The 26,650-nt window shown below is 67.3% G+C and carries 22 protein-coding genes; 6 read left to right on the forward strand and 16 right to left on the reverse strand.

The window, feature by feature from the left end:
* Window positions 1-11 precede the first annotated feature (11 nt).
* The gene (locus E3T35_RS16865) at window positions 12-2,069 is read right to left on the reverse strand and encodes an MMPL family transporter (RefSeq protein WP_134380187.1); all 2,058 of its coding nucleotides are present in this window, start codon (window positions 2,067-2,069) and stop codon (window positions 12-14) included.
* Window positions 2,070-2,165: 96 nt separating this feature from the next.
* On the opposite strand from E3T35_RS16865, the gene E3T35_RS16870 reads away from it, so the two are divergent.
* Together E3T35_RS16870 and E3T35_RS16875 are read left to right on the forward strand one after the other, a co-directional pair.
* Window positions 2,166-2,648 (forward strand): Fur family transcriptional regulator, encoded by a 483-nt coding sequence (locus E3T35_RS16870; protein ID WP_134380189.1) that lies wholly within the window; start codon window positions 2,166-2,168, stop codon window positions 2,646-2,648.
* 46 nt (window positions 2,649-2,694) lie between these two features.
* Window positions 2,695-4,185: a catalase gene (locus E3T35_RS16875; RefSeq protein ID WP_134346411.1), complete on the forward strand. Its 1,491-nt coding sequence runs from the start codon at window positions 2,695-2,697 to the stop codon at window positions 4,183-4,185.
* A gap of 67 nt (window positions 4,186-4,252) precedes the next feature.
* Here the strand turns inward: E3T35_RS16875 and E3T35_RS16880 are convergent, their stop codons facing one another.
* The 5 genes from E3T35_RS16880 to E3T35_RS16900 all read right to left on the reverse strand — a co-directional run bounded on the left by E3T35_RS16880 (window position 4,253) and on the right by E3T35_RS16900 (window position 8,961).
* Complete coding sequence (locus E3T35_RS16880) at window positions 4,253-4,612, reverse strand: Fe-S oxidoreductase (protein ID WP_092340589.1); 360 nt, start codon at window positions 4,610-4,612, stop codon at window positions 4,253-4,255.
* A gap of 9 nt (window positions 4,613-4,621) precedes the next feature.
* On the reverse strand, window positions 4,622-6,088 hold the full coding sequence (locus E3T35_RS16885; RefSeq protein ID WP_134380191.1) for an NAD(P)/FAD-dependent oxidoreductase: 1,467 nt from the start codon (window positions 6,086-6,088) through the stop codon (window positions 4,622-4,624).
* A 168-nt stretch (window positions 6,089-6,256) separates the two neighbouring features.
* The gene (locus E3T35_RS16890) at window positions 6,257-7,045 is read right to left on the reverse strand and encodes a crotonase/enoyl-CoA hydratase family protein (RefSeq protein WP_134380193.1); all 789 of its coding nucleotides are present in this window, start codon (window positions 7,043-7,045) and stop codon (window positions 6,257-6,259) included.
* 210 nt (window positions 7,046-7,255) lie between these two features.
* Window positions 7,256-8,089, reverse strand: coding sequence for an arginase family protein (locus E3T35_RS16895; protein WP_134380195.1), 834 nt, complete (start codon window positions 8,087-8,089; stop codon window positions 7,256-7,258).
* A 140-nt stretch (window positions 8,090-8,229) separates the two neighbouring features.
* Window positions 8,230-8,961 (reverse strand): PspA/IM30 family protein, encoded by a 732-nt coding sequence (locus tag E3T35_RS16900; protein ID WP_134346407.1) that lies wholly within the window; start codon window positions 8,959-8,961, stop codon window positions 8,230-8,232.
* A 210-nt stretch (window positions 8,962-9,171) separates the two neighbouring features.
* Here E3T35_RS16900 and E3T35_RS16905 point away from each other — a divergent pair, with 210 nt between their 5' ends.
* Entirely contained in the window at window positions 9,172-9,939 is a 768-nt protein-coding gene (locus E3T35_RS16905; protein ID WP_134380197.1) for a gamma-glutamyl-gamma-aminobutyrate hydrolase family protein, read from the forward strand.
* A gap of 39 nt (window positions 9,940-9,978) precedes the next feature.
* On the opposite strand, the gene E3T35_RS16910 is transcribed toward E3T35_RS16905, so the two are convergent.
* The 3 genes from E3T35_RS16910 to E3T35_RS16920 all read right to left on the reverse strand — a co-directional run bounded on the left by E3T35_RS16910 (window position 9,979) and on the right by E3T35_RS16920 (window position 14,062).
* Window positions 9,979-11,226 carry a PLP-dependent aspartate aminotransferase family protein gene (locus tag E3T35_RS16910; protein ID WP_134380199.1) on the reverse strand — a complete coding sequence of 416 codons (1,248 nt, stop codon included), beginning with the start codon at window positions 11,224-11,226 and terminating at the stop codon, window positions 9,979-9,981.
* Window positions 11,227-11,880: 654 nt separating this feature from the next.
* A complete protein-coding gene (locus E3T35_RS16915) occupies window positions 11,881-12,081 on the reverse strand; it encodes a hypothetical protein (RefSeq protein WP_134346404.1) in 201 nt (66 codons plus the stop codon).
* A gap of 169 nt (window positions 12,082-12,250) precedes the next feature.
* The gene (locus tag E3T35_RS16920) at window positions 12,251-14,062 is read right to left on the reverse strand and encodes a gamma-glutamyltransferase family protein (protein WP_134380445.1); all 1,812 of its coding nucleotides are present in this window, start codon (window positions 14,060-14,062) and stop codon (window positions 12,251-12,253) included.
* Window positions 14,063-14,364: 302 nt separating this feature from the next.
* Here E3T35_RS16920 and E3T35_RS16925 point away from each other — a divergent pair, with 302 nt between their 5' ends.
* Window positions 14,365-14,871, forward strand: coding sequence for a hypothetical protein (locus tag E3T35_RS16925; protein WP_134346403.1), 507 nt, complete (start codon window positions 14,365-14,367; stop codon window positions 14,869-14,871).
* Between the two features lie 50 nt (window positions 14,872-14,921).
* Here the strand turns inward: E3T35_RS16925 and E3T35_RS16930 are convergent, their stop codons facing one another.
* From E3T35_RS16930 to E3T35_RS16960, 7 genes are all read right to left on the reverse strand, one after another.
* Window positions 14,922-15,866 carry an FHA domain-containing protein gene (locus tag E3T35_RS16930; RefSeq protein ID WP_134346402.1) on the reverse strand — a complete coding sequence of 315 codons (945 nt, stop codon included), beginning with the start codon at window positions 15,864-15,866 and terminating at the stop codon, window positions 14,922-14,924.
* A gap of 2 nt (window positions 15,867-15,868) precedes the next feature.
* Window positions 15,869-16,141 carry a hypothetical protein gene (locus E3T35_RS16935; protein ID WP_369827297.1) on the reverse strand — a complete coding sequence of 91 codons (273 nt, stop codon included), beginning with the start codon at window positions 16,139-16,141 and terminating at the stop codon, window positions 15,869-15,871.
* A gap of 142 nt (window positions 16,142-16,283) precedes the next feature.
* Window positions 16,284-16,562: an HPr family phosphocarrier protein gene (locus tag E3T35_RS16940; protein ID WP_092340598.1), complete on the reverse strand. Its 279-nt coding sequence runs from the start codon at window positions 16,560-16,562 to the stop codon at window positions 16,284-16,286.
* 53 nt (window positions 16,563-16,615) lie between these two features.
* The gene (gene ptsP, locus E3T35_RS16945) at window positions 16,616-18,367 is read right to left on the reverse strand and encodes a phosphoenolpyruvate--protein phosphotransferase (protein ID WP_134380201.1); all 1,752 of its coding nucleotides are present in this window, start codon (window positions 18,365-18,367) and stop codon (window positions 16,616-16,618) included.
* A 104-nt stretch (window positions 18,368-18,471) separates the two neighbouring features.
* Complete coding sequence (locus E3T35_RS16950; RefSeq protein WP_134380203.1) at window positions 18,472-20,484, reverse strand: fructose-specific PTS transporter subunit EIIC; 2,013 nt, start codon at window positions 20,482-20,484, stop codon at window positions 18,472-18,474.
* A complete protein-coding gene (locus E3T35_RS16955) occupies window positions 20,481-21,482 on the reverse strand; it encodes a 1-phosphofructokinase family hexose kinase (protein ID WP_134380205.1) in 1,002 nt (333 codons plus the stop codon). Before E3T35_RS16955 ends, E3T35_RS16950 begins: the two co-directional genes overlap by 4 nt.
* Window positions 21,479-22,267 carry a DeoR/GlpR family DNA-binding transcription regulator gene (locus E3T35_RS16960; RefSeq protein ID WP_134380207.1) on the reverse strand — a complete coding sequence of 263 codons (789 nt, stop codon included), beginning with the start codon at window positions 22,265-22,267 and terminating at the stop codon, window positions 21,479-21,481. Before E3T35_RS16960 ends, E3T35_RS16955 begins: the two co-directional genes overlap by 4 nt.
* A gap of 173 nt (window positions 22,268-22,440) precedes the next feature.
* Here E3T35_RS16960 and E3T35_RS16965 point away from each other — a divergent pair, with 173 nt between their 5' ends.
* Complete coding sequence (locus E3T35_RS16965; protein WP_134380209.1) at window positions 22,441-23,637, forward strand: exonuclease SbcCD subunit D; 1,197 nt, start codon at window positions 22,441-22,443, stop codon at window positions 23,635-23,637.
* Window positions 23,634-26,621, forward strand: coding sequence for an AAA family ATPase (locus tag E3T35_RS16970; RefSeq protein ID WP_134380211.1), 2,988 nt, complete (start codon window positions 23,634-23,636; stop codon window positions 26,619-26,621). Before E3T35_RS16965 ends, E3T35_RS16970 begins: the two co-directional genes overlap by 4 nt.
* Window positions 26,622-26,650: the final 29 nt, after the last annotated feature.

Raw genomic sequence — 26,650 nt, forward strand, 5'->3', positions numbered from 1 at the left:
GGCAGCCGGGGCTACTGCCGGGTGGACACCGGCCGCGACGGCCACCAGAACCGGTCATCGACCAGAAACACCAGCGCCGGCACGAGCACGGTGCGCACGACGAGGGTGTCCAGCAGCACCCCGATGCAGACGATCACACCGATCTGGGTGAGGGCCACCACGGGAAGCACCCCGAGCACGGCGAACACCGCCGCGATCAGAATTCCGGCGCTCGTGATCACCGCGCCGGTCGACGAGAGCGCCCGCACCATGCCCTCGCGCGTGCCGTAGCGTTTGGCCTCTTCGCGGGCCCTGGTGGTCAGAAAGATGTTGTAGTCCACACCGAGTGCCACCAAGAACAGGAACGCGAACAGTACGACGTTGGTGTCGAAGGCCTTGAAGCCGAGCAGGTTCTGAAAAATCAGGTTCGAGGCGCCGAGGCTGGCGAAGAAGGTGCCGAGCACGGTCACGATGAGCAGCACCGGCGCCACGAGCGAGCGCAGCAGCAGCGCCAGAATCAGAAAGACGATGCCGAGGATCAGCGGCAGAATCAGGTCCTGGTCGCGTTCGGCCGTGGTTTTCGTGTCGAGGGCCGTGGCATCGCTGCCACCGACCAGCGATTGCGACACCGCGGCCGGGGCATCCGCTAACTCGGTGCGCAGCGCGGCGATGGCCGTGAAGGTTTGGTCGCTGCCCGGCTCGCTGTCAAGCGTGACATCGATGCGGGTGAGGCCGCCGGCGTTCTCGCCAGCCACGGCCGAGGAGACGCCGGGGGATTTCAGGGCGACCGCTACGGCGTCGGCGGATGCCGCATCCGGCGCCAGCACAACGGTCTGGCTGGTCAGCCCAGCCGAAAAAGACGCATCCACGATGTCCTGTGCAACGACCGACTCCGGGTTGCCGAGTAACTGATCGGCCTGGCTCAGCCCGACGGCGGCGCCGTTCAGCCCGAACGCGAGCGACCCGATCGCGAGCACGGACACGACCGTGATGATCACCGGATGCTTCGACACGCCTCGGCCGAGCCTGGTCCAGAAGCCGGTGCGCAAGGCGGCGGCCCCTGCCTGCACCCGCGGAATGAACGGCCAGAACAGCCCGCGCCCGCACACCACGAGGGCGGCCGGCAGCACGAGCAGGGCGAACAGGATGGCGATGATCACGCCGATGGCGCAGGCGATGCCGAGCGCCCGGTTACCAGCCAGTTCGGCGAACACCAGGGTGGCCAGGCTCAGCGCGACCGTTCCGCCGCTCGCCGCGATCGCCGGGCCGGCGCTCGTCACGGCGGTGCGCATCGCCTGGTTGCGGTTCTCGGTGTGCAGCAATTCCTCGCGGTAGCGGGCCACGAGCAACAGGGCGTAGTTGGTGCCCGCGCCGAAGACCAGCACCGACAGGATGCCCGAGATCGACGCGTCGAGGGCGAAACCGAGCGGCTCGGCCAGCGCCCCGGCCACCTTGCCGGCCAGGCCGTCGGCCAGGCCGACCACGACGAGCGGCACGATCCAGAGCACCGGGCTGCGGTACGTCACGATCAAGAGCACAGCCACGACGATCACGGTCACCAGCAGCAGGCGAAAATCAGCTCCGGCGAAGGCATTGGTGATGTCCGCCTGAAAACCGACCGGCCCGGTGACATAGGCGTTCAGACCGCTGGGCATTCCGGCCGACGCCGTAGAACGGATGTCGGTGGCCGTCTTCTCGATATCGGCCGTTGCCGTCGCGGCCTGAAGTGGTATCACGCTCAGGGCGGCCTGGCCGTCCTCGCTGAACTGGGGAGTCGCTGCCCGGGGGGCGATCGACGCGGCACCGAGCTCCTCGGCGGCGGCGGTGATCGCGGTCTTGTCGGCCGGCGTTAGTGCGGCACCGTCGCGGCTCCAGACCACGATCGCCGCGGTCTGATCGGCCGAGGGAAACTCGGCGAGGAGCTTGGTGACCTGTGCGGCCTGGCTGCTTTCCGGCAACCCGGCGGCCGGAAAATCTGCGGATTCATTAGCCGGTAGCAGGGCGAACAACAGTCCGACGGCAATGATGGTACCGAGTAGAACCGCCCAGGCGGTGCGTTTGCCGGTGATGAAGCGTGAGATGGCGAGCACAGTTCCTCCCAGAACCTCGATAATCGCTATCCTAGCTAGGTAAACGAGGCTCCAAAATTGTTTTGAATCAATCAAAACAACTGCTAGAGTTGAAGCATGCCTTTGACCGATGCCAGCCACGACGATGCGGGGCTTCGCCTGGCCGCAGCCGACGCCGCCGCGCTGGCCGACAGCATCCGTTCTGCCGGTCTCAAGGTGACCGCGCCGCGGCTGGCGGTGCTGCGCGCCCTTACCGACAAGCCGCACTCCAACGCCGACGCCCTCTTCGGCGCGGTACATTCCGACCTGCCGGGCACGTCGTTGCAGGCGGTCTACGGGGTGCTCGCCTCGTTCACCGCCGCCGGGCTGGTGCGCAAGATCGAACCGGCCGGTTCGCCCGCGCTGTTCGAACGCCGAGTGGGCGACAACCACCACCACATCGTCTGCACCCGCTGCAGCGTGGTGCACGACGTGGACTGCGCCGTCGGCCACTCCCCGTGCCTTACTCCAGCGGATGCGCTCGGTTTCGACGTGCGCGCCGCCGAGGTCATCTACTGGGGCCTCTGCGCACAGTGCCAGGCCGACACTTTCGCCCCCTAAACTTCCCCCGACAACCTCGCGTTGCTGTTCACAATCAAGGAGCACCATGACTATCAAGCCCACAACAGACCAGACGGGAACGCCCGTCGCCAGCGACGCGCACTCCCTCACCGTCGGCGCCGACGGCGTTACCGCCCTGCACGACCGTTACCTGGTCGAGAAGCTCGCCCAGTTCAACCGCGAGCGCATTCCGGAGCGCATCGTGCACGCCAAGGGCGGCGGAGCGCACGGCGAGTTCGTCGTCACCGGCGACGTCTCGAAGTACACCCGCGCGGCCGTGTTCCAGCCCGGCACCGTCACCCCCACCCTGCAGCGCTTCTCCAGCGTCGCTGGCGAACAGGGCAGTCCAGACACCTGGCGCGATGTTCGCGGTTTTTCGGTGAAGTTCTACACGAGCGAGGGCAATTACGACATCGTCGGAAACAACACCCCGGTGTTCTTCATCCGCGACGGCATCAAGTTTCCCGACTTCATCCACTCGCAGAAGCGTCTGCCGGGCACGGGCCTCCGCGACGCGACCATGCAGTGGGACTTCTGGACCCTCTCCCCGGAGTCGGCACACCAGGTCACCTACCTCATGGGCGACCGCGGCTTGCCGCGCTCCTGGCGTGAGATGCCCGGCTTCGGTTCGCACACCTACCAGTGGATCAACGCGGCCGGTGAGCGCTTCTGGGTGAAGTACCACTTCGAATCCAACCAGGGCAACGTGGAGATGGAAGGCTCTGAGGCTGAGCTCATCGCCGGAGCGGATGCTGACTACTACCGTCGCGACCTCTCCGACGCCATCGCCGCCGGCAACTTCCCGTCCTGGAACGTCTCCGTGCAGGTCATGCCGTACGAACAGGGCAACACCTACCGGTTCAACCCGTTCGACGTGACCAAGGTCTGGCCGCACGCCGACTTCCCGCTGATCCCGGTGGGCACCCACACCCTCAACCGCAACCCGGCGAACTTCTTCGCCGAGATCGAGCAGGCGGCGTTCTCGCCGGCCAACCTCGTTCCCGGAATCGCGGCGAGCCCCGACAAGATGCTCATGGCGCGCATCTTCTCCTACCCCGACGCTCAGCGCTACCGCGTGGGCACCAACTACGCGCAGCTGCCCATCAACGCTCCCCAGAGCCCGGTGAACAACTACTCGCAGGACGGCGCGCAGCGTCACCACTTCAACTCAGCCGACCAGCCGAACTACGCGCCCAACTCCCTCGGCGGCCCCGTCGCCGACCCGGCTGCTGCCGGCGAGGGTGCCTGGGAGGGTGACGGAACGCTTCTGCGTGCTGCCGCCACCCTGCGCAGCGAAGACAGCGACTTCGGCCAGGCCGGAACGCTGTACCGCGAGGTTTACGACGACGCCGCCAAGGCCCGGTTCCTCGACACCATCACCGGTGCCATCAGCGGCGTGACCCGGCCAGAGGTCACCGAGCGCGCTATCTGGTACTGGACCAGCGTCGACGCCGACCTCGGCGCCAAGCTGCGCGCGAACCTCGCCGTGTTCGCCGAAGCCGCTGCCGTCGACGCGGAGTACGTCGCCGCGAAGTAGCACGTCTCGGTTGATCACAACCGCCCGGCCTGTTCGCAGGCCGGGCGGTTTCGTGCATCCGCTCGCGCTAGCGGATATAGCCGCCGTTTTTCAGACCGGCCTCGATCTCGAAGCGGTTCGTGAGCGGATTGCGCCCGGCGACCGCGTAGAGCAGAGGAAAGACCATGCCGAAGCGCTGCCACTGGCGTTTGTGCACGGCCTCGTGCTCGAGCACGGCCGCGGTGACGTTCTGGTTGGTGAGGTAGCAGCCGCCCACGCAGGAGCCGCCGCGTCCGAAGGTCCACGGCGGCATGCCGCGAAACACGAACAGTCCGGCCCGTTTTTCGACCCGCCCGGTGCTCCAGATCGAGCCCCAGACCAGCCCGAATGCGGTTGCGTACAGGAAGCCGGCGCGGCTGAACGGTGAATCGAAGAGGAGGCGGCGCATCCGCTCAGCCTAATTCTTCCGCCCGTCGTTCTCGGTGAACCCGGGACGACCGTAGGCCTCGAGCAGGCGCAGCCACACCTCGCTAAGGGTGGGGTAGCTCGGGACCGCGTGCCACAGCCGGTTGATCGGAACCTCGCCAACGATGGCGACCGTGGCCGAGTGCAGCAGTTCGGCGACGTCCTGCCCGACGAAGGTGACGCCGAGCAGCACCTCCCGGTCGAGGTCGACGATGGCCCGGGCCTTGCCGACGTAGCCGACTGCGAGCACCGCGGAGCCACCCAGGTTGGCCAGGTCGTAGTCCAGGATGCGGATGCGATATCCCGCCTTCACAGCGGATGCCGCGGTCAGTCCCACCGACGCCACCTCCGGGTCGGTGAAGGTCACCTGAGGAACGGCGGCGTGGTCGGCCGTCGCCACGTGCGCGCCCCACGGTGCGTTATCGACCGGGGTGCCGGCCGCGCGGGTCACGATGGCATCGCCGGCCGCGCGGGCCTGGTACTTGCCCTGGTGGGTGAGGAGCGCCCGGTGGTTGACATCGCCGGTGGCGTAGAGCCAGTCGCCAGCGAGCGTTGGGGAGTCGCCCTGCACGAGCAGTGTGTCGTCGACGGCGAGCCAGTCGCCGCCGTTGAGGCCGACCGTCTCGAGGCCGAGGTCCTGGGTGCGCGGCGTGCGGCCGATGGCCACGAGTACCTTCTCGGCTGTCACCGTGCTGCCGTCGTCGAGGGTGAGCGTGACAGCGCCGCCTTCGCGGTGCGCCTCGGTGGTGGAGGGCCCGACGAGCACGGTGACGCCGTTCTTCTGGAGCGCTGCCGTGACGAGTTCACCGGCGAACGGTTCCTGTCCGCCGAGCAGGGCGCTGCGGGCGATGACGGTCACCGCCGACCCGAGCGAGGCATACGCTGCGGCCATCTCGGCGGCGACGACACCGCCGCCGATAACGGCCAGGCGGGGCGGAATCTGCTGGGCGCTCGTCGCGTCCCGGCTGGTCCAGGGGTCGATGTCCTTCAGCCCGGGGATATCGGGCAGCAGCGCCGCCGACCCGGTGCTCACGACGACGGCGTGGGTGGCGGTGAGAACGGTCACCACGCCATCCGCTTGCGTCACAGTGACTTCTTTGATGCCGGTAAGGCGGGCGTGGCCGCGTACCAGGGCAATGCCGGCGGAGTCGAGCCACTTGGCCTGGCCGTCGTCTTTCCAATTGCTCGCAATGGAATCGCGTTGTTTCAGGGCGGCGCGCACGTCGACGGTACCGGTGACGGCCTCGGCGGCGCCGGGTACCCGGCGGGCTGCCGCGAGGGCGGCCCCGCTGCGCAGCAACACTTTCGACGGCATGCAGGCCCAGTAGGAGCATTCGCCGCCGACCAGGTCGCTCTCGACGACGACCGTGGTGAGGCCGCCCTGTGCGGTGCGATCGGCGACGTTCTCGCCGACAGCGCCGCCGCCGATCACGATGACGTCGTAGCTCTGACTCGACATTGAATCTCCTTGACGGGGGTGGCGGTGTGCGGGTTTGGAGTAGCCTACCCGAGGTTCTGGCGAATGAGTTGGTCGCCTCGGCGGCTCCGGGCCCACCTTCTGGCCTTGGGCCCAGTTTATAAACTGGGCCCGTGGACGGGGCCTGGGCCCCGTCCCAAGAGGGAGGGGTCAGCGGCCCACGAAGATGGCGGGGGTTCGGGTGAGAAAGGACTGCATGCCGATTCGGGAGTCCTCGGTTTGCACCAGGCGGGCGAGGGCGGGTTGCAGCGCTGCCTCAGCGGATGCCGCCCCCTCCCGCTCTGCCATCCGCGCGTTGGCGAGCGTGGCCTGGATGGCGAGGGGAGCCTGGGCGGCGATCTTGTCGGCGAGCTCGAGGGCGCGATCGAACTGGGTACCGTCGGGCACGATCTCCTGCACGAGTCCCATGCGGTGCGCCTCGGTGGTGCCGAACAGGTCGCCGGTGAGCAGCCAGCGCATGGCATTGCCCCAGCCGGCTGCGCGCGGAAACCGAATGGTCGCGCCGCCGAACGGCAGGATGCCGCGGGCCACTTCGATCTGCCCGAACTTCGTGGATTGCGCCGCGACCACGATGTCGCTCGCGAGCATCAGCTCGATTCCGAGGGTGAGACAGGTGCCCTGCACGGCGATGACGACCGGTTTGCTCACCGAAATGCCATCCACTTGCCACGGATTGATGCCGCCCTCCGGCACCATGTCGAGTCCGTTCGGGCCGAGCCTCGGGCCGATATCGGCGAGGTCGAGCCCGGCGGTGAAGTGCTCGCCGACCGCGTAGATCAGTCCGACGCGCAGTTCGGAGTCGCGGTCCAGCTCTCCGTAGGCGAGTGACAGCTGCTGCAGCAGGGCGAAATCGGCGGCGTTGCGTTTCTCGGGCCGGTTCAGCCCGATCAGCAGAATGTGGCCGCGGCGTTCGGTGAGAATGCGGGGCTGGTCGGTCATGTGTGCCTCCATTGGCTGGTGTGAATTCTGGCTGGTGTGAAATCCTGCGGTCCTGGCCGGACTGTGTGGTCCTGCGCCCCGGCATAACTCCTGCAATTTGTGTGGGGTCCTGCGGAGTTGCCCGGAAAGACACGGATGCGCCGTCAGCCGGCCAGAAATTGCAGGAGTTATGCGGCAACGGTGCCCGCTGATTTTGTGGGGAAGCCGGGCTCAGCGCGTGAGCGCCCCGATGATGCGCAGGATGCTCGGGAGGTCGTCGTTCGCCGCCTCGGGCGAGGCGGGCGCGAACCCGGTGATGGTCGCGCCGGCGAGGGTGAACTCGGCGCGCAGCGCGGTGATCGCGCCGCCGAGATCGGCCACGCTCAGCCCGAATGGAATCAGGTCGCTCAGGCCGTCGAGCGCCGACGGGTCGAGTACGTCGAGGTCGATGTGCACGAAGACGTGCGTGGCGCCGGTCGCCGCGATGGCCGCGACGAGCGCGGCCGGGTCGGCCAGCTCCGAGCACGACACGCTCACCAGGCTGCGCTCGTGCAGCAGCAAGTCTTCGGCGTCGTCGACGTCGCGAATGCCGGCCAGCACCACGTTCTCAAGCGGCACGGTGCTCGAAGCCTGCAGGTCGAGTTCGGTCGGCCCCTCGCCGATGATCGCGCGCAGCACCATGCCGCAGAACCCGCCCGACGGCGAGGATTCCGGCGTGTGCAGGTCGGGGTGGGCGTCGAACCAGACCACGGCCAGATCATTCGGATGCGTGCGCGCCGCGTGCTCCACCGCGGCCAGCGCGATGCCGCAGTCGCCGCCGATCGACAAAGCCCAGTCGGTGGTGTCCTTCAAAATCTTGGTGTGGCGCTCGCGCACCTGCGCGATCGCGGAGAACCGGTGCACGCCGGTATCGAGCGCATCACCGGCCTCGACCGGCACGTCGACCAGGCGCGTGGCCGAGAACGGCAGGTCGCCCTGAATGGCCGCCGCCCCGTCGACCAGGCGCATCGCGCGCGGAGAAATCGAACCCTGCCACTGCGGCACTACAACGAAGGTGGGAGCCATACCTCAGTATGGCGCAGCCGCCGGGGCCGCAAGCATCCGCTTCGCCAGCAGCGAATTTCTCCTCCGTCAAACGACGCCTCAGTGGACAACTTTGGTGGGTGTGACGGGCTCGCAACCACTCAAAGTTGTCCACTCAGCGACTAGCCCTCGATGGCTGCGGTGTTGCCGGCCTTGAGAGCCGCTAGTCGCGCATCCACTTCGGTCAGCTCGCCGAGGTCGTCGAGGCTTTCGAACTGGGCATCGAGGCTCGACGCTGCGAGCTCCTGGGCACCGCGCACACGGGCTTCTTCGCGGCGGATCTTGTCTTCGAACCGGTTGACCTCGCTGGTGGGGTCCATCATGTCGATGCTCTTGACGGCGTCCATCACCTGAGCCTGCGCCTGGGCGGTCTTCGACCGGGCGATCAGCTCGGCGCGCTTGTTGGTGAGCTGCACCAGCTTCTCTTTCATGGCGTTCAGGCCGGTCTTGAGCTGGTTGACGATGGCCGTCTGCGACTGGATCTGCGGTTCGGCGGCCCGCGCCTCCTTCTCGGAGGTGAGCTGGCGACCGAGCGCGACCTTGGCAAGGTTGTCGAACTTGTCGGCGTCGGCGGCGTTGCCGACGAGGCGCAGTTCGTCGGCCTTGCGGCTGGCCGCGAGGGCCTTGTCGCCCCACTCCACGGCGGCTTCCTGATCTTCGCGGTGGTCGTCTTCGAGCAGTCGCAGGTTGCCAATGGTCTCGGCGATGGCGCTTTCGGCGTCGGAGATGCTGCTGGAGAAGTCGCGCACCATCTGGTCGAGCATTTTTGCGGGGTCTTCCGCCGAGTCGAGGATCGAGTTGATGTTCGCCTTCGCGAGCTGGGCAATACGGCCGAAGATGGACTGCTTGGTCATTCGGAGGTCCTTTCAAAGGAGTGACCCTGGGCGAGGTCTCGCCAGGAACGTGCGTGCCTGTTGCAAAGTTTAGGGTGACCGGCAGACACGAGTCTGGGAACCGTCGAAAATCCGAACCGGGAGCGATGTTGCCCCGTGTTACAGGGGCGCTCGCGTGCCACGCGCGCCCCGCCCACAATGGAGACAACACGACACGACGGGAGCTGCGCCATGAACCAAGAATTCACGAACCGGATGCTCGCCGTCGTCGAGGTCACCACCGTGCGTCCCGACCGCCCCGCGTATCACGCCAAGGTGCAGGTGCTCAATGCCCGCGTCGTCACCGAGGCCGACAAAGCCGGCTGGACCGTCACGCGGGTCGCTGCGGCCGACGTCACTCCCGCCGCCCTGCTTCGCCTCACAGCGGATGCCGACGCCCTCGTCATCGTCGGCGGCGAAGACGTCACCCCCAACTTCTACGGCGGCTTCACCGGCTACGAGGGCGAGACAGCGCACTTCGCCGCCGCCGACGAGGGGCAGATCGCTCTCGTGCAGCGCGCCCTCGCGCTCGGCACCCCGCTGCTCGGCATCTGCCGTGGCCTGCAGATCATCAACGTCGCCCTCGGCGGCAACCTGGTGCAGCACATCGACGACGGCATCCACAAGAACATCGGCGTGCCGATCGACCAGATCCTCTCCACCCACGACGTCACGCTCAGCAATGACAGCACCCTCGCCGCGAGCCTCGGCCGCGTCGACATCTCGGTGCAGAGTGCCCACCACCAGATCGTCGACCGCCTCGGTTCCGGCCTCGTTGCTGCCGCGCACGCTCCCGATGGCCTGATCGAAGCCCTCGAACACGAGATCGCGCCGATCACCGGTGTGCAGTGGCACCCCGAGGCGCCCGATGCCCCGGTCGACCAGCTGGCGCTGCTCCTGGCCGGCCTCGCCGCCCAGCACGACGCCCGGGCGCGGGTCACGAACGCGCTCGCCGCCTAAGATCGCACCGCCGAAGCAAGCCGCCGCACCTCGCACGCCTCAGGCAGCAGCCGAGAACGTGGCATCGAGCGCCGCCACGAGATCCGCCACCAGATCAGCGGTGTCCTCGAGGCCCACCGAGAAGCGCAGGTGCCCGAACTCGCGAAACGCGGCCGGGTAGGCCGCGACGCGCGGCCCGGAATTGTCGACGTGCACGATGAGGGACTCGTCGTGGCCGAGTGACACGGCCGAGGTGATCACGCGCAGGTTCGCGACGAACCGGTTCTGCGTGGCCTTGTCGCCGGCGACCGCGAAGGCGAGCACCCCGCCGAACCCGTGCGACAGCTGTCGCAGCGCGACGGCGTGCTGCGGATGCGACGCCAAACCCGGGTAGGCCACGAACGCCACCCGCGGGTCGGCCTCCAGAAAGCGGGCGATGGCCAGCGCCGACTCGCAGTGCTGCCGAATGCGCAGCGGCAGGGTGACCGAGCCGCGCATGATCAGCCAGGCGTTGAACGGGCTGATCACACCGCCGACATCGACCATCGCGTCGAGCTTGATCCGGCGGATCAGCGCTGCCCGGCCGATCACCGCGCCGCCCATCGCATCGCCGTGCCCATTGATGTACTTGGTCAGCGAGTGCACGACCAGGTCAGCTCCGTGCTCGATCGGGCGAAACAGCGGTGGTGGCGTGAACGTGTTGTCTATGGAGAGCAGCGCGCCAGCCTCGTGCGCGATCGTCGCGACGGCCGCGACATCCGTTACCGCGGTCGTGGGGTTGCCGACCGTCTCAATGTGAATCAACCGCGTCGACGAGCGGATGGCGCCGCGCACCGCCGCCAGGTCCGTCGCGTCGACGAAGGTGGCCTCGATCCCGTACTTCTCCGGCAACAGCTCCGTGAACAGTCGATAGGAGGCCTCATAGGTCACGTTGGCGACGACGACGTGGTCGCCGCTCTTCAGCAGGGTGAAGAACACGGCGTGCAGCGCCGCGACCCCGCTGGCCAGCGCCACCGCGTCCTCGCCGCCTTCGAGCACGGCGAGCTTCTGCTGCAGGCCCTGCTGGTTAGTGCCGGTGTTGCGGGTGTAGAGACCGGGGGTCGCGCCCGACCAGCTCAGCGTCGACGGGTCCTCCGGCAGGGCATACGAGTTGGCCATGACGATCGGCGTGCGCAGCGCGCCCGACCCGGCGTCGATCTCGTTGCCGGCATGCACCGACTGGGTCTGGAAGCCCAGCGTGGCCGGGTCGTGTTTGTCGGGCCGCGGTGCCGGGCTCGTGGTGGGCGTCGGTTCGGTGCGAAGGCTCATTCCTCCACGCTAGGCCCATCGCGGAGTGCCGCGCCGAACGTTACGCGCCATCGGCATCTGGCCGGGCCGAGATCACGAAAAAGCCCCGGCACTTCTCGCCTGGGGGGAGGTGAGAAATATACCGGGGCCAATCGTTGGAGTGGGGGAACTCCGTGTATAACCGTACGGGGGACGGCCTGAGAAGAGGCTGATAAAAATGGAAAACGGAGTCTACCCTCACCGGGCAGCCAGCCACTCCCGGTCGGTCGGTTTGTTATGCATCCGTTGCAACCGCAGGCATCGCGGGCCGCCCCCGTCCGGGTGCACCCCGCCGCGCTGTTTTAATTCTTTGGAAACATCTAGGAGACATCCCGACAAATCCACGTGGTCATTCGTGAGCAAGAAAAGTCACTGACAGTGAATTTACGAACAGTGACCCACCCGGATGGGAGGTCGAACAGTTGAAGATCGCAGGCTGTGGGTATCGACGACGAATTGCGCGAAGCGGATGCCGCCCACCAGCGCTACCCCAGCCCCGCGCCGCCACAACGCGCGAGAGCGGAAAAATTGTTGCTTCAGGAGTGCTTAGGCAGCGAATTTCCCGCTCTTGCGAACCGGAACGGGGAAGGCATCGATTGGTCGGGTGAGTCGATGTCGATCCCGGGGAACAACCGGTCAGGCGGCCTGGTGTTTGCCGGCGCCGACCGCGCTCGTGGTGTGGGTCCAGGCGAGCAGCTCGGCCTGCGCGCGCCGACGGCTCGCAGCAGTCTGTTTGGGGGGCACCGGAACGTTCATGCGGGAGCCGGGGCAATCCGTGGTGGAGTTAGCCAACGAGTGATAGGTCGCGAACCGGGTATCCGACGTGATCCATACCATTTGCTGGCATTCTGGGCACTCTGTCTGCAACATTTTCACGATTGTCCGTTCCATCGCCGACTCGGGTAATCGGTTCGATAGCTCCAATGTAGTGGGGATAGACAGGTTGATGTCCTCCCCACTCGTGGGGACAGCAGAAAACCCGAAAGGGTGGTATTTTGCCGCCGGGTTAACGACCGGCCGCGTAGCCTTGAGCCCCGCGCGGGTTAGCCGCCGCCTGCAGCAGCCCGGTCTGCGGCTCCCGAGTGACCGCCGAGATGCGGCCGAGTGCCCAGTCGCCGGCGCGGGTAATGCGGTGGCCACGCTGTTCCAGCTCGGTGATGACCGCGTCGCCCAGCCGATCCTCCACCACGGCGCCGCCGGGCTGCCAGGTGCGCGGCCAGAACGAACCCGGAAACGAGGTGCTGTGAAACGCGGGCGCATCGATCGCCTGCTGCGGGGTATAGCCGCCGACGATCGTGCGCAGCAGGTACAGCAACTGCCACTGGTCCTGCTGGTCGCCGCCGGGGGAGCCGAGCGCCGTCACCGCCTGCCCGTCCTTCAGCACGAGCGTCGGCGTGAGGGTCGTGCGCGGCCGCTTGCCGCCGGTCAGTGCCGAGGGTGCGCCCGGCTCGAGCCAGGTCATCTGCAGCCGGGAGCCGAGGCAGAACCCCAATTCGGGAATCGTCGGCGACGATTGCAGCCAGCCACCCGACGGCGTCGCCGAGACCATGTTGCCCCAGCGGTCGACGACGTCGATGTGGCAGGTGTCACCGCGTAGTTCGCCGGTCGAGAGCGTTTCGGGCTCGGCCACGGTGCGAGATGGTGCAGCGCTGGCCGGCGCGGCCACCGTCGGTTCGCCCACCCCAGCGGATGACCCCGCACCCTGCTCTAACAGCGACTCCGTTGTGTAGTCGGTGCGCAGTACCGGGTAGTACGGGGCGTGGCCGGGAACGATGCCCGGGCGAAACTCGTGCGAGGCGGCATCCGTGATGAGAGCCCGCCGGGTGGCCGCGTAGTCGGCCGAGAGCAGGTAATTCAGGGGTACCGTGGTGTCGCCGAAGTAGGCCTCCCGGTCGGCGATGGCCAACTTCTGCGCCTCAAGAATCGTGTGCGCGCCCAGCGCGGTCGACGGGTCAAGGTACTCGTCGCTGAAACTATCGAGAATCATCAGGGTCGCCAGCAGCGCCGGCCCCTGGCCCCAGGCGCCGGTCTTGGCGATCGTGTAACCCCGAAACTCGACGGTCACGGCCTCTTCGATGCTCGCTTCGAAACCGGCCAGATCCGCCAGGGTCATCACGCCGGCGTGATCGGTGCCGGAGGAATGGCGGTGCGGCGTGCGCCCGAAGTCGACGATGGCCCGGGCCACGAACCCCTCCCGCCATTCCTGCCTGGCCGCGTCGATGCGCCCCTCGCGGGTCGCGACGGCCGCGTCCGCGCTGGCCGCGAGCAGACGGTCGAGGCTTCGCGCCCAGGCCGCATTGGTCACGAGGTCGCCGGCCTGTGGAAGGCGACCATCCGGCATCCACTGTGCTGCCGAGGTGGGCCAGTGCTCGGTGAACAGCGTCGCGACGGAGGTGATCGTGGCGACGACCCGACCCAGAATCGGATGCCCGTCGCGCGCGTACCCGAGGGCGAACGCGAGCACGTCAGACAGCTCCCAGGTGCCGTAATCGCGCAGCAGCACGAGCCAGGCGTCGACCGCGCCGGGAACGGCCGCGGCGAGCACACCAGACCCGGGAACCAGGTCGAGGCCTTCCGACCGGTAGCGCTCGATGGTGGCGTTCTTTGGGGCCGGGCCCTGCCCCATCAAGATGCGGGGGGCATCCGGTTCGCTGGCGGTGACGAAGACGCCGGTCATGTCGCCGCCCGGACCGTTGAGATGGGGTTCGACGATGTGCAGCACGAAGGCGCCGGCCACGGCCGCGTCGAAGGCGTTGCCGCCGCGTTCGAGCACGGCCTGGGCGCAGGCCGTCGCGAGCCAGTGCGTCGAGGCGGTCATGCCAAATGTTCCCTGCAGGGTCGGACGGGTGGTGAAGGCGTTCGCAGCGGTATAGGTCACCCGTCTACCCTCGCACGAGTGTGGGCGGGGTGCCGGTCGGCACCCCGCCCACCGCTGATTACGGCGTGACCCGATAGCGGGTGAGCATGCCGGCAGCTCGCCACTTCGACTCATTTACGTCGAATCAGCTCGATTTGTGCAATGATCAGGCGCACTAAGTGCCCGCTCAGGTCGGAGGTCTCCGGCCGGTCGAGCACAACCGGCGCGGCGCGGCGCGAACTCGACATCGGGACAGACGCACCATGAACTTTGATTGGGAATTCAACGGATTGCCGCTGCACGTCCTCATCGTGCACGCCGTCGTGATCGTGGTTCCGCTGGCGGCACTGTGCGCGCTGCTCACTGCATTCTGGCCGGCCGTTCGGCGGCGGCTGGGTATCGTGACGCCGCTCGTGGCCCTCGCCGCGCTCGCGCTGGTCCCCCTGGCGGTGCAGGCGGGAGAGTGGCTGCAATCCCGCCTCGTCAACGTCACCCCGCTGCTCGGAACCCACACTGCGCTCGGTCGCACCATGCTGCCGTGGGTGATCGCCCTGTTCCTCGTGGCCGTCGTGCAGTGGGTCTGGTATCGCTATTTTGTCGGTGCCGGCGGGCGTTTCGCATCCGCTGTGCCGAGCCGCAGGGGACGTCTAGTAGCCACCATCATTCTCGACCTGGCCGTTCTGGTCAGCGCGATCGGAGCTGTGGTGACCGTGGCGCTCATCGGAGAATCGGGATCACGCGCGGTCTGGACCGGCCTCTTCACGTCGTAACTTCTTAGCCCTGTGAGTGTCGCACAGAGGTGCGGCACCCACAGGGCCGGTCAGCTGCGCGGCCGGGGCGGCTGTGGTTTCTGGAAGGCCAGTTCGCCGCCGACGCGCCCGCCGAACGGGCGGCCGTGATCGGCGAACTCTTCCCGAAAATAGCCCATCCGCCACGGGCCCATTTCAAGCCGCGAACCGGTGCGCAGAATCTGTCCATTGCCGATGCTGCGGCCGTCTTCGGCCGGCCGGGAACTGCCCCCGACCTCACCGATCGGAAACAGGCGGTACTCGTCGTTGTCATCGTGGCGAATCTCGGCGTGCAGGGGTTTCAGGCCGGGCAGTTGCAGGTCCGCGTCGGCCGACGAACCGATAGTCGTCGTGCCCGGAAGCAGGTTGAACTCTCGGGGCATCTGTCCGTTCCAATTCTTCGACCCCACGACGAAAATGAGGCGCGGGCGCCCGCTTCCCGGCGTGTAGTGCGTCGTCGTGACCCGGCGGCGGCTGCGCCGGTCGAAGGTCGGCGCGAGCGGAAACACGGTCGACGGTGGAAGCGGAATCGCCACCGGCATGCGGGCCTGCCCGCGCAAGCGGGCCTGCACCAGCGGTCCGAGTGCATTTCTCGACCCGAGAACGATGTGCGGTGACCGCGTCACCAGACGTTGCGTGACGGATGCCTGTACGTCGCCCAGTCGGGCGATGAGCCCGACGGGGCCGGTGACGGACACCGTCAATCCACGATTCGCCAACTCGCCGGCCAGTGCGCGCAACGGTTCCAGGTTGAGTGCCCGGCCCTGCACGAACATTTCCGGGTTGCTCGTGTAGATGGTCACATCTCTGCCGTCTGCAGTGATCGTGCCTTGCATGGTGTCGGCGGCTCCAAAAGTGTCGCCGGTCGAACCGTCGGAGGAGCCATCGGGCCGGGCCGATGGCTCCTCCAGCGAGAAGGCGAGATCGATGTGCAGATCGATGTTCGAGGCCGGGGGCACGCTCGCGGAGGAGCCCATGATTAGCCGCGGAAGGGATCGGAGCCGACGGATTTCTGGTCGCTCGTCGTTACACGCAGGGTGCCGTTGAACTTCCACACGGCTCGCGGAGCGTCGGGACCGATATCGCGGGGAACCTCGACGACCATATCGATGAAGCTGTAGTTGATCGCTGCACCCTTGCCCGTGAGATAGGACCACATTTCCTGGCCGAGGTCGGTCCAGTCCTTGATGGTGCGCTCCTCGGAGTCAGCGGAGTTCTCGACATTGCCCAGGTATGTCTGTCGTTCGGTCACGGTAAGTTCCTTTTCGCTCGCACAGAGAATGGTGCAGGTTCCGGCAAGTGCACCGGTCAGGAGGAAGAGAACCTCGAGATTTACCTAGCCTATTTACCTAGCTGTGTGGCGTAAAGGATTTTGGGTAAAACGGGAACGGGCATTATTCGGCGTCGAGGTCGGTCTCGAGAATCTTCACGAGTGAGTCGAGAGCCTCCTCGGCGCCCTCACCCTCGGCCCGCAGCACGACGGTGTCGCCGTTGGAGGCGCCGAGGCTCATGATCGAGAGGATGCTCGAGGCGTCCATGGCGTCGTCGGCCGGTTCGCCGGCCATGGCGATGGTCACTTCGAGGGGCAGCTCGCCCACAGCGGCGACGAAAATTCCGGCCGGGCGAGCGTGCAGGCCGACGCGGCTGGCGATGACGGCGGTTCGTTCAGACATGGGATCCTCCAGGGATAGGCGCGTGAAAAGTACGGTGAAACGGGTGTGGCGGGTTAGAGCCCCAGCGTGTTAAGTATGGGTAGTTTCTCGCGAACGATGCGACGGGCATCCGCTGCCGAATGCGCCGTCAGAGCCAGTTTGGCCAGCTGCTCGGCCTCGGGGAGCGTCACGCTGGCGAGCACAGCGGCGACGGCGGAGAGTGCCCGTGCGGTCATCGACAGGGTCGTGACGCCGAGGCCGACCAATACGACCGCGAGGGCGGGGTCGGCAGCGGCCTCGCCGCAGACACCGACGGGTTTGTTGTGGCCCTCGTCGCGCGATCCGGCCACGGTCAGCCGAATCAGCTGGAGCACGGCGGGCTGCCACGGGGTGTTGAGGCCCGCGAGCGGGCCGAGCTGCCGGTCGGCCGCCATGGCGTACTGGGTGAGGTCGTTGGTGCCGAGGCTGACGAAATCGACGTGTTCGAGAATGCTCGCGGAGGTCAGGGCAGCGGAGGGGACCTCGACCATGACGCCGGGCGTTTTCAGGCCAGCTGCGGCACAGAGGCTGGCGAAATGTTCGGCTTCCTCGGCGGTGGAGATCATCGGCGCCATCACCCAGACCTGGGCTTCGGTGCCCTCGGTGGCCTGCGCGATGGCCTGCAGCTGGCGTTCGAGCACGCCGGGCGAAGTGAAATCGGTGCGGTAGCCGCGCACGCCGAGGGCCGGGTTGGGCTCGGAGGCATCGGTCAGAAACGGCAGTGGTTTGTCGGCGCCGGCATCAAGCGTGCGCACGACCACCTTCTTGCCCGGAAAAGCGTCGAACACGCCGCGATAGGCCTTAACCTGTTCGGCGATGGTGGGCTCGGTGTCGCGTTCCAGAAAGCAGAACTCGGTGCGCAGCAGCCCGACGCCCTGGGCACCGGCTGCCGCGGCCTTGACCGCATCCTTCGCGCCACCGACATTGGAGAGCAGCGGAACCAGGTGGCCGTCCTTCATTCGCCCGGTCCCGTCGAACACGGCGAGGGCGGCGGTGGTTGTCTCCCACGCCTTGGCGAGCGCGACCTCGTCGCCGCCGGGGTCGACCAGGACCGTGCCGGCGGCTCCGTCGACGAAGACCAGGGTGCCGTCAGCGAGAGAGTCGACCCCCACTGCGGCGACCACGGCCGGCAGCCCGAGGGCGCGAGCAATGATGGCCGTGTGCGACTGCGGCCCGCCGCTCGAGGTGACGAGGGCCATGACTTTCGCCGGGTCGAGGGTGGCGGTGTCGGCCGGCGCGAGGTCCTCGCCGACCAGAACGAACGGAGTGTCCGAATAGGGAATTCCGGGCGCGGGAACGCCGCGCAGCTCGGCGACGATACGCCCCCGCACATCCAGGACGTCGGTCGCTCGCTCGGCCATGTAGCCGCCGAGATTGTGCAGCATCTCGGCCACCGACGCGGCGGCGTCCCAGATTGCGCGTTCCGCCGAGGCGCCGTTGGTGATGAGCTTGACTGCGGCCTTCACCAGCATCGGGTCGTTCGCCATTAGTGCTGTGGCTTCCAGCACCTCCCGGCCGGTGCCCGAAGCCGAGGACGAGCGCGCCGTGAGGTTGGTCTGCACGGCTTTCGCCGCGGTGCGCAGCAGAGCGGATGCGTCTTCCGCACTTGTTCCCGCAGCCAACTGCTCGCCGACTGCGGGTTCACGAACCGCTTTGGGCATCAGCAGGATGGAACCGATGATGCGTCCGGGGCTGACTCCGACTCCGGAGAAGGTGCGGCCGGTCTCGGCCTGGTCTGCCGGTGCCTGGCCTGCACCGGCACTGCCTGAAAGCGTCTGCACGATCATCCTCGATTCCTTCATCCCAGCATTCGGCTGGCGTCACTGTATTGCGGAACTGCGGTCGCGCGCGTCGTTTGGGCTGCGCTGGTTCGCGCGGCGCCGGCACCGGATCAGGCGTTGACGAGCACGGCTTCCGGAGCGTCAACCGGACGCTTCCGCACGGCGTAGCGCTTGAGTCCGACAACGGCAAACGCTGATACAACAGTACCGATCGCGATTGCGAGCAGGAACAACCAGAAGTTGTCGATCGCAAAGAACACGAAGACGCCTCCGTGCGGTGCCTTGCTCGTGATGTTCCAGGCCATCGACAGTCCACCGGTGACGGCGGCGCCGAGCATGCTGGCCGGAATTACGCGGAAGACGTCGGCGGCGGCGAACGGAATGGCACCCTCGGAGATGAAGGAGAGCCCGAGAAGCCAGGCCGCCTTGCCGTTCTCCCGCTCAGCGAGGCTGAACAGCTTGCGGTCGACCACGGTGGCCAGGGCCATCGCGAGCGGCGGCACCATGCCGGCGGCCATGACCGCGGCCATGATCTGCCACGGTGCCTGGTTGGCGAGGGTGGCTGCGCCGAGGCCGGCGACGGCGAAGGCGTAGGCCACCTTGTTGACCGGGCCGCCGAGGTCGAAGGCCATCATGAGGCCGAGAATGACACCGAGAATCACAGCGGATGCCCCGGTCATGCCGTTTAGCCAGTCGCTCAGTCCCACGGTTAGCAGGGCGATCGGACCGCCGAGCACGATGAACATCAACCCGGAGGCGACGATCGACGCGATCAGCGGAATGATGACGACGGGCATAAGGCTGCGCAGCCAGCGTGGAACGTTGATTTTGGCGATGTTCACAGCGACGACACCGGCGAGCAGTCCGCCGACGATGCCGCCGAGGAACCCGGCACCCATGAATCCGGCCACGGCACCGGCGACGAAGCCGGGAGCGATGCCGGGGCGATCGGCGATGGCGAAGGAGATGTAGCCGGCCAGCGCGGGAACCAGGAAGCCCATCGACAGGGCGCCGATCTTGAAGAAGACCGCTCCCAGATAGATGTTCAGGCCCCCGTCGGGAAGGTTGAACAGGCTGTTGTTCAGCACGACTGCATCGGCGACCTTGGTGATCTCGAAGCCGCCGAGGGCGAAGCCGAGGGCGATCAGCAGGCCTCCGCCGGCGACGAACGGAATCATGTAGCTGACACCGGTGAGCAGGGCTCGCTTGAGCTTCTGGCCCAGGTGCTCACTCTTCTCCTCTGATGAGCCACCGAGGTCAACGGTGCCGCTGACGCGACGGGCGTTCGGGTTGAGCGCGGCGGCGAGGGCTTCCTCGATCAATCGTCCGGGTTCGTCGATTCCGCGCTTGACCGGGGCGTTGATGACGGGCAGTCCGGCGAAGCGTTCCCGGCCACGCACGTCGACGTCGACGGCGAAGATGACGGCGTCGGCCGCTGCGATGACGGCGGCGTCGAGCGGGGTGAGTCCGGCCGAGCCCTGGGTCTCGACCTGCAGGTCGACTCCGACGGCCTTGGCGGCGGCCACGAGGGAGTCGGCGGCCATGTAGGTGTGGGCGATGCCGGTCGGGCAGGCCGTGACGGCGACAATGCGCTTCATGCCGGACCGTGCGGGGCCGGTGCCGGCGTTCGCGTTTTCGGCACTGCCGGCGTGGGCGCCGGCAGCAACCGGCACCGGGGCGACGACGTTGCCCACGAGTTCGACGATCTGCTGCGCGGTCGACGCGTCCCGCAGGGCCGCGGTGAAGTCGTTCTTCATGAGCGACCGGGCCAGCTTGGCCAGAATCTTCAGATGCTCCTGGTCGGCGCCGTCCGGCGCCGCAATAAGAAAGACGAGGTCGGCCGGGCCGTCCTTGGAACCGAAGTCGACCGGCGTCGACAGGCGGGCCAGTGCCAGGGTGGGCTCCAGCACGGCCGTGGAACGGCAGTGCGGAATGGCGAGCCCGCCCGGGATGCCGGTGGCGGTCTTCGCTTCGCGGGCCAGGGCATCCGCGTAGAGAGATTCGATCTCGGTGGCTCGGCCGGCGCCGACGACGAGCTCGGCCAGGTGCCGAATGACGTCTTTCGGCTCGGTACCGAGATAGGTGTCCAGAGCAACAAGCTCCGGGGTGATCAGTGCGCTCACTGGTCATCCTCCTTTGGATGTGTGGCCAGGACCGGCTCGGAGGCCAGGACTGGGGCAAGGTCCGTCACGGTGACGGCGCTGGGGTTGGTTTGGTGCAGGGCGGGAACAGTGGAACCGGGCAGGGAGGCGGCGGCAGCGCCGTGGGCGGCGGCTTGGCGCAGGCAATCGGGGGCACTCGCGCCGAGGTTGCTCTGCAGCAGGTAGCCGGCCAGGGCCGAGTCGCCGGCACCGACCGTGCTCACGGCGAGCATTGGGGGAGTCGTGGCGAGCCAGCTTTCGGCGGCGGTGACGAGCACGGCGCCCTTCGCTCCGAGGGTGGCCAGCACGGCGCCGACACCACCGGCGATGAGAACGCGAGCTGCGTCGACGACGAGATCGGGGTTTGCTTCGAGCGTGTCGCCGTCGAAGAGGCCGCTCAGCTCGGCGAGTTCCTCACCGTTGGGCTTGAGCAGGTCGGGGTGGGCCAGAGCTGCCGCGGCGAGCGGGCCGCCGGAGGAATCCACGGCGACTTTCGGCGCCTGGCTACCGAGTCGGGTGCGCAGCTCGACGATGATACGCGCGTAGAAGTCGTCGGGCACGCCGGGGGGGACCGATCCGGCCAGCACCAGCCAGCTCGCGCCGACCGACTGTTCCAGAACGAGTTCCACCAGGGCATCCTGCTGGGCGAGGCTCAGTACGGGGCCGGGTTCGTTGAGCTTGGTCGTGGTGCCGTCGGGTTCTGTGATCGCGACATTGCTGCGGAGGGGCGCGCCGATCGGCAGGCCGAGGTGTGGAATTGACTGGCTGGTGAGGGCGAGCAGCACCGGATCGTCGGCGTCACCGGGCAAAATTGCGAGGCTTGAAATGCCGCTCGCTTCGAGGGCGCGGCAGATGTTGACGCCCTTGCCGCCGGGTTCGCTGTGGGCGGCCACGGCCCGCTGCACCTCGCCGCGTTCGATCGGGCCGGCCAGCTCGATGGTGCGGTCGAGGCTCGGGTTGGGGGTCAGGGTGACGATCATGCGATCACCACGTCGACGTCGGCCGCGGCGAGGGCTGCGGCCAGATTAGCGGATGGCGGGGCATCCGTTATCAGGGTATCGATGGCCGCGAGGGCGGCGAAACAGACGAGCGTCTCCTGGTCGAGCTTGCTGGAATCGGCGAGCACGACGACGCGCCTCGCTGAGGTGACGATGGCCGCCTTGACGGCCGCTTCGACCGAGTCGGGGGTGCTGAGTCCGAAGGTGGCGCTGATGCCGTTGGTGCCGATGAAGGCGATGTCGGGGCGCAGCAACCCGAGCTGCGCGACGGTTCCGGCACCGACGATGGCGCTGGTCAGCCCGCGCACGCGGCCCCCGAGAATGTGCAGCTGGATTGTCTCGTTGCTGGAGAGTTTGCCGGCGATCGGCACCGCGTTGGTGATCACCAGAAGTTGGTCGCCGCTGACAGCCGGAGTGAAGCTGGCCAGGCTGTCGGCGAGAAGCTCCGTGGTGCTGCCGGCGTCGAGCAGGATCGAACCGGTGCGACTGGCCGGAATCATGCGCATGGCGGCGTCGGCGATGCGCGACTTCTCGTCGAGGTGCTGGGTCTGGCGTACGTTGAGGCTCGGCTCGGACAGGCTCAGGCGGTCGATAGCGACCGCGCCGCCATGCACGCGCCGCAGCTGGCGGGCGGCTTCGAGGGTGTCGAGGTCGCGGCGTACCGTCTCGGCGGTGATGGTGAATCGCGTGGCGAGGTCGGTGACGGTGACCCGGCCCTGGGTTGCCACGAGTGCGGCGATCAAGAGTTGACGTTCTTCGGCGAACACGAATGCCTCCTCGACGGTGAGTGATGTTGGTCACGAAGTTGGTTTCATTGACTTTAGCTGTGTTTATTTTTGTTTGTCAAGAAAAAAGAAGATAAACAAAGAAATATTGCTGCGCAGCGGCGCGCGGATGCTGCCGGTCGGGCATGTCGGTGGGCCCCGGTAGCGTAATTGGTATGAAGATTCTGCACACCTCGGACTGGCACATCGGGCGCACCTTCCATACCCATTCCACGCTCGAGCACCTCGGTCTCGTGTTGGACGCACTGGTTGCGGTGGTGGTGCAACGCGGTGTCGACGTGGTGGCCGTGGCCGGTGATGTCTTCGATTCCGCAATGCCCTCCAAAGAGAGCTACGCGCTGCTGACCGACACGCTGCGGCGGTTGAAAGAGGCCGGGGCATCCGTTGTGATGACCAGCGGCAATCACGACTCGGCCACCCGGCTCGGGTTTCAGGCCGAGTGGGCAGCGCTGGCCGGCATCCACATCCTGACCCGGCCCGAGCAATACGCTTCGCCGATCACGCTCACCGACGAGCACGGCCCGGTTCATTTCTATGGCATCCCCTATCTGGAGCCGGCGCTCATTCGCCACCTGCACCCCGGGGTACCGTTGAAAACGCACGACCAGGTGCTCGACTTCGCCATGACGCGCATTCGGGACGACCTGGCGCTGCGCCTCACTGCGGGCGGCCGGGGTGGCCGCAGCGTCGTCCTCGCGCACTGTTTCGCGGCCGGCGTCGCCCCGGCCGCCGAGTCGAGCGATGTGGAGCGCGATATCACCGCCGGCGGGCTCGACGTCGTACCGCTGTCGGTGTTCGACGGCTGCGACTACGTCGCGCTCGGCCACATTCACGGGCGAGCCACCCTCACCCCGCGGGTGCGCTACTCCGGGGCGCCGCTGCACTACTCTTTCGCCGAGGCCGGCAAGCCGCGCGGTGCCTGGCTGGTCGAACTCGGCGCCGACGGCCTGGGCTCCGACCTTGGTGCCGTGGAGTGGGTCGACCTGCCCGTTCCGCGCCGGCTCGCGGTACTCACCGGCGAACTCGCCGACCTGCTCGCTAACGAAGCATTCGCCGACAACGAGGGCGACTGGGTGAAAGCCATTCTCACCGACCGGGTGCGCCCGCTCGACGCGATGCGGGCGCTGCAATCCCGATTTGTCCACGCGGTGACGCTCGAGCACCGCCCCACGATCACTCTCGATGCGGAGGGCTCCACCTACGCCGAGCGCATTCGCGCGGCCACGGGGGATACCGAGATTGTGGCTGGCTTCCTGTCGTTCGTGCGCAACGGGGTCGGTCCCAGCGAGTTTGAAAGTGCTTTGGTCGCAGAACTGTTAAACGAACAGAGTGTGAAGGAGGTGAACGCATGAAGATCCAGCGACTGCGTCTGGCCGGATTCGGGCCATATAAGACTGAACAAATTGTCGATTTCGAACGTTTCGATGCCGACGGCATCTTTCTCATCACAGGCAAGACCGGCGCCGGCAAATCCAGTATTCTCGACGCTATCTGCTTCGCTCTCTATGACCAAGTGCCGCGGTTTCTCGATGGAAAGCAGCCGTTGCGTAGCGACTACTGCGAGCCCGATGATCCCACCTTTGTCGAACTCGACTTCAGCCTGCGCGGGCGTGAGTATCGCCTGTTGCGCAGCCCCGCCTACGAGCGGGCGAAGAAGAACGGCACCGGAACCACCACCGCGGCGCCCACCGCTGTACTGCAGGTGCTCCACGGCACCGAGTGGCAAGGCCTTGCGGCCAAACCACACGCGGTCGGCCTGGAACTGAGCGCGATCCTGCCCCTGAAGGCCGACCAGTTCCTGCAGGTGATCCTGCTCGCCCAAAACCGGTTCCAATACTTTCTGCTGGCCAAGACCGATGAACGCCGTGCCGTGCTGCGCACCCTGTTCGGGACCACCCGATTTGAGCAACTGGAAACCGCGCTCGTGCAGCGCCGCAAATCACTCGACGACCGGCTCGCTGACGTGCAGCGCGACATCGTCGAACACACCACCGCTGCCATGCATCAGCTTCGGCTTTCTGAACCGCCCATCGCCCCCGACCTGGGCTGGTTTCAGGGCGCTCTGGCCGACTTGAACAGCGCAGTCGACGCCGCCGCAGAGGAGTCGGCCAGTGCGGCCGCTCTGCTGTCTGAAGCCACTGCCGACCACCGCGCGGCCACGGAGACCCAGCGGCGTCAGGGCCGCCGCGCTCTGGCCGACACCGCTCTCGCCACCCTCGACGGCCGCCGGGCCGAGGTCGAGGAAGAACGCAGCACACTGCTGCGGGCCGCCCGGGCGGCACGGGTCTGGCCGCACATTCGCAGCAGCCGGGCCGCGACTGCCGACTGGCAGGCCGCTCTGGCCGCTGAAACCTTGGCGCGGGTCGCCTGGCTGCCGTTCGGCGACAGCAGCGCCGGTGTCAGCGGCAGCACGGCGCAGAGCGAGTCCGAGCCGGCGCTGCGTCCGATCATGGACGCCCTCGTGAGACGTCTCGGAGCGCTCGCGGAGGTACTCGCGGAAGAGAAGCAGCTCCCTGCCCTGAACCACGAGATCACCGCTTTGTTCGACGTGCTCACCGGCCACACCGACGGTTTGACGCGTGCGCAGAATCGCATCGATGAGCTGCCTCAGCAGATCGATTTCGTCGGCGAGCAACTCGCGGCCGCAACCCTCGCCGCCTCCGGCGAGACCGACGCCGACGACGCCGTGTGCCGGTCCGACGCCGCGTTCACGGCCGCCGAAAACGTGGTGTCGTTGCAGACCGAGCTGGCCGGGGCGGGCGTGCAACTGCTCGACCGCAGTCGGGACAACGCGGCGGCTGCCGTTGACTACGAGGCCCTCGTGGCTCGTCGGTTCGCCGGGCAGGCGTCCGAATTGGCCAGCCGCCTCGTCGATGGTGTGCCCTGCCCGGTCTGCGGTTCCGTCGAACACCCGGCTCCCGCAGCAGCGGAGGGCGAACAGGTCACTGCAGCCGACCTCGATTCGGCCCAACTGCAGATGCAGGGCCGGCAGCGCGAACTGGCCGATGCTCAGGAGACCCAGGCCTCCCTGACGAATCGTCTCGGGCAGGCGCAGGCGCTGGCCGGGCAACGAAGTGTTGACGAGCTCCGCGCCGAAGGCGTGGCCGCCCGGGTCAGGTTGGCCACCGCGCGCACGGCTGCCGACCTGGTCGGTGGGCTTCGGCAGGAAAACGCCGACCTGCGGGACGCCCAGGCCCACGCACGAGCCGCGGTGGTGAGCCTTCGGGCGGCACGCGATACTGCGGCAGACACCCACAGCGAACGGTCGGGGCAGCGTGACCTGCTCGTGGCCCGCGTGGGAGCGCAGCGTGGTGATCGCGATACCGTGACCGACCAGGCGCGCGCTCTGCAGCACGAGCTGGACTGCGCTCGCGCCCTCGACGACGCCCTCGTGCTCAGCCAGCAGCGCGCCGCGGCTCGTGATGCGGCCGACCTCGACCTCGCGAGCCAACTGGCGGAGCAAGCCTTTGATGACGAGGAAACCGCTGCCGCGGCGCGGCGGGGCGAGCGCCAGACCGCGCAGCTGGCGAACGATGTGCGGTCCTATGACGACCAGCGTGCAGCGGCCCTGGCGGCAGCGGCAGATCCTGAGCTGATCGATCTTGCGCCAGATCCGGTCGATCTCGAGCCATCCCGGCTGGCCTTCGCAGCCGCGAGCGGCGCGCGCGATGACGCTGTGGGCGCGCACAGCTCGCTCGCCGAACGTGCCGGCCAGCTGGACGTGCTCGTGCGGGGCGTTACCACGCGATTCGCGGCATCCGCTGATCTGCTCGACGAACACTCCCAGGTACAAGGCCTGGCCGACGTCGTGCAGGGAGACGAACCGAACACGAAACGGATGCGGCTGGAGACTTACGTTCTGGCCGCCCAGCTGGAAGAGATCGTCGTGGCGGCCAACCTGCGGCTGCGCACGATGACCAGCGGCCGCTACGCCCTCGAACACGATGACTCCCGAGTGAAGGGCGGTGCTCGGTCGGGACTGGGGCTGGCGATCCGCGATGAGTTCACCGGTCGAGCCCGGGCGACGCACTCTCTTTCGGGTGGCGAGACCTTCCTGGCCTCGCTCGCTCTCGCGCTCGGACTGGCGGAGGTGGTGACCGGGCAAGCCGGCGGCATCACGCTCGACACCCTGTTTGTCGACGAGGGGTTTGGCTCGCTCGACAGCGAGACCCTGGAGACGGCCATGAGCACCCTCGACACCCTGCGCGCCGGCGGACGCACGATCGGCCTGATCAGTCACGTCGACTCCATGAAAGAGCAGATCCCGGCGACCCTGCGTATCTCGGTCACCGACCAGGGCTACAGCCGAATCGAGGCCAACGCACCCGTCGAATGACCGTTCGTGGGCGGTACGGAATCGTTCCC

This window comes from Cryobacterium sp. TMT1-2-2, from assembly GCF_004403505.1.
Lineage (GTDB): Bacteria > Actinomycetota > Actinomycetes > Actinomycetales > Microbacteriaceae > Cryobacterium > Cryobacterium flavum.